The organism is Azospirillum sp. (assembly GCF_035627195.1).
GTDB lineage: Bacteria > Pseudomonadota > Alphaproteobacteria > Azospirillales > Azospirillaceae > Azospirillum.
Genome location: NZ_DASPMG010000137.1, coordinates 1 through 2069, shown reverse-complemented (window position 1 = coordinate 2069; position 2069 = coordinate 1). Strand labels below are relative to the sequence as shown.

General features: G+C 71.7%; 4 protein-coding genes. All 4 read left to right on the top strand.

Annotated features, from left to right (window positions below; genetic code table 11):
* Nucleotides 1-771, top strand: a 771-nt coding sequence (locus VED21_RS12985; protein WP_324882789.1) for a cytochrome c-type biogenesis CcmF C-terminal domain-containing protein, incomplete at its 5' end; no start/stop codon positions are given.
* Nucleotides 772-784: 13 nt separating this feature from the next.
* Nucleotides 785-1318 (top strand): DsbE family thiol:disulfide interchange protein, encoded by a 534-nt coding sequence (locus tag VED21_RS12980; RefSeq protein WP_324882788.1) that lies wholly within the window; start codon nucleotides 785-787, stop codon nucleotides 1316-1318.
* A complete protein-coding gene (locus VED21_RS12975) occupies nucleotides 1315-1788 on the top strand; it encodes a cytochrome c-type biogenesis protein (protein ID WP_324882787.1) in 474 nt (157 codons plus the stop codon). Before VED21_RS12980 ends, VED21_RS12975 begins: the two co-directional genes overlap by 4 nt.
* Nucleotides 1788-2069, top strand: a 282-nt coding sequence (gene ccmI, locus VED21_RS12970) for a c-type cytochrome biogenesis protein CcmI (RefSeq protein ID WP_324882786.1), incomplete at its 3' end; no start/stop codon positions are given. The genes VED21_RS12975 and ccmI, both read left to right, overlap by 1 nt.

Here is a 2069-nt window from a genome sequence, read left to right as displayed (position 1 = left end):
ATGGTCGTCGGCCCCATGATGGCGTGGAAGCGCGGGGACCTGCCCGGCGCGCTGACCCGCCTGTGGTTCGCCGCCCTGGCCGCGCTGGCCGCGACGGCCGTGGCGCTGTGGATGACCGGCGGTCCGTGGCTGGCGCTGGTCGGCATCGCGCTGGGCGTGTGGGCGCTGGTCGGCTCCATCGTCGAACTGGCACAGCGCGTGCGCCTGTTCCGCGTCCCGCTGGGCGACTCGTGGGCCCGTACGGTCAACCTGCCGCGCAGCGCCTGGGGCATGACCATCGCGCACGCCGCCGTCGGCGTCGCCATCCTGGGCATGACCGGCACCTCGGCCTGGCAGGCGGAGGTCATCAAGGCCATGCGCCCGGGCGACACGGCCGACGTCGCCGGCTACAGCATCACCTTCGACGGCGTGCGCCAGTCGGAGGTCGACAACTTCCGCAGCGACATGGGCGCCTTCACGGTGCGCAAGAACGGCGCGGTGATCGCCAGCCTGTCGCCGGAGCGGCGCTTCTACCCCGTCTCGCGCATGACGACGACGGAGGCCGCCATCCACACCACCTGGGTCTCCGACGTCTACGTGGCGCTGGGCGACCCGAACGAGGCGGGGGCGTGGACCGTGCGCCTCTACCACCACCCGCTGGTGCCGTGGATCTGGATCGGCGGCGTCGGCATGATGCTGGGTGGCCTTGTGTCCCTGACCGACCGGCGCTTCCGCGTCGGCGCGCCGGAGCGCCGCGCGGCGCGGACCGGCGCCGTCCAGCCCGCGGAGTGAGACGAGCCAACCCATGCGCCGCCTGTTCTACATCCTGCCGCTGCTCCTCTTCGTGATCGTCGGGGCGGCCTTCTACTACGGCTTCCAGCGCGACCCGCGGGAGATCCCGTCGGTGCTGATCGACAAGCCGGTGCCGGAGTTCGCCCTGCCGCCGCTGCCCGGCCGCGACAAGGGGCTGGCCAGCGCCGACCTGAAGGGCGACGTGCAGTTGGTCAACGTCTTCGCCTCCTGGTGCATCCCCTGCAAGGCGGAGCACCCGATCATCACCCGTCTGGCGCGCGAGGGCGGCATCCCCGTGCGCGCCATCAACCACAAGGACAAGCCGGCCGACGCGCTGGCCTGGCTGAAGACCAACGGCGACCCGTACGCCAGCATCGGCGCCGACGCCGACGGCCGGGTGTCCATCGACTGGGGCGTCTACGGCGTGCCGGAGACCTTCCTGATCGATCGCCAGGGCCGCATCCGCTACAAGCACGTCGGCCCGCTGACGCCCGAGGTGGTCGAACAGACGATCCTTCCCATGGTCAAGGAGCTGCGAAAGGGATGAGGGCGCTTCTGCTGGCTCTGTTCCTGTCGGTGAGTGCGTTCCCGGCTTTCGCCGTGAACCCCGACGAGGTGCTGCCCGACCCGAAGATGGAGGGGCGCGCGCGCGAGATCAGCAAGGATCTGCGCTGCCTGGTCTGCCAGAACCAGTCCATCGACGACTCCAACGCCGAGCTGGCCCGCGACCTGCGCGTCATCGTCCGCGAGCGCCTGAAGAAGGGCGAGTCGAACGAGCAGGTCCTGCAATACGTCACCGACCGCTACGGCGACTACGTGCTGCTGCGCCCGCCGTTCAAGGCGACGACGCTGCTGCTGTGGGCCGGGCCGTTCGTCATTCTGGCCTTCGGCGCGCTGGGCACCGCGGCCTACCTGCGCAACCGCCGCGCCGCCGGCACCGTGGCCGGAGACACCGCGCCGCTGACCGAGGACGAGCGCCGGCGCCTCGACGCGCTTCTGCGCAAGGACGGGATCTGATGCTGTTCTGGATTCTCGCGGCGGCCCTCACGGCCGCCGTGCTGCTGATCATCGTGCTGCCGCTGCTGAAGGCCCCGAAGGCCGAGGCCGCCGGCCCGTCGCGCGACTCCTACGACCTCGAGGTCTACCGCGACCAGCTCGGCGAGCTGGAGCGCGACCGCGCCCGCGGCGTCATCACCGACGCCCAGATGGGGGCCGCCCGGGCCGAGATCGCCCGGCGCATGCTGGCGCTCGCCGAGGACGCGAAGAAGGGCGCGCCGCGCACCGCCGCGACCCGCACC

Bases quoted from the DNA above. Each gene is read 5' to 3' on its own strand.
- VED21_RS12980 (WP_324882788.1), top strand. From the start codon at position 785: ATGCGCCGCCTGTTCTACATCCTGCCGCTGCTCCTCTTCGTGATCGTC.
- VED21_RS12975 (WP_324882787.1), top strand. From the start codon at position 1,315: ATGAGGGCGCTTCTGCTGGCTCTGTTCCTGTCGGTGAGTGCGTTCCCG.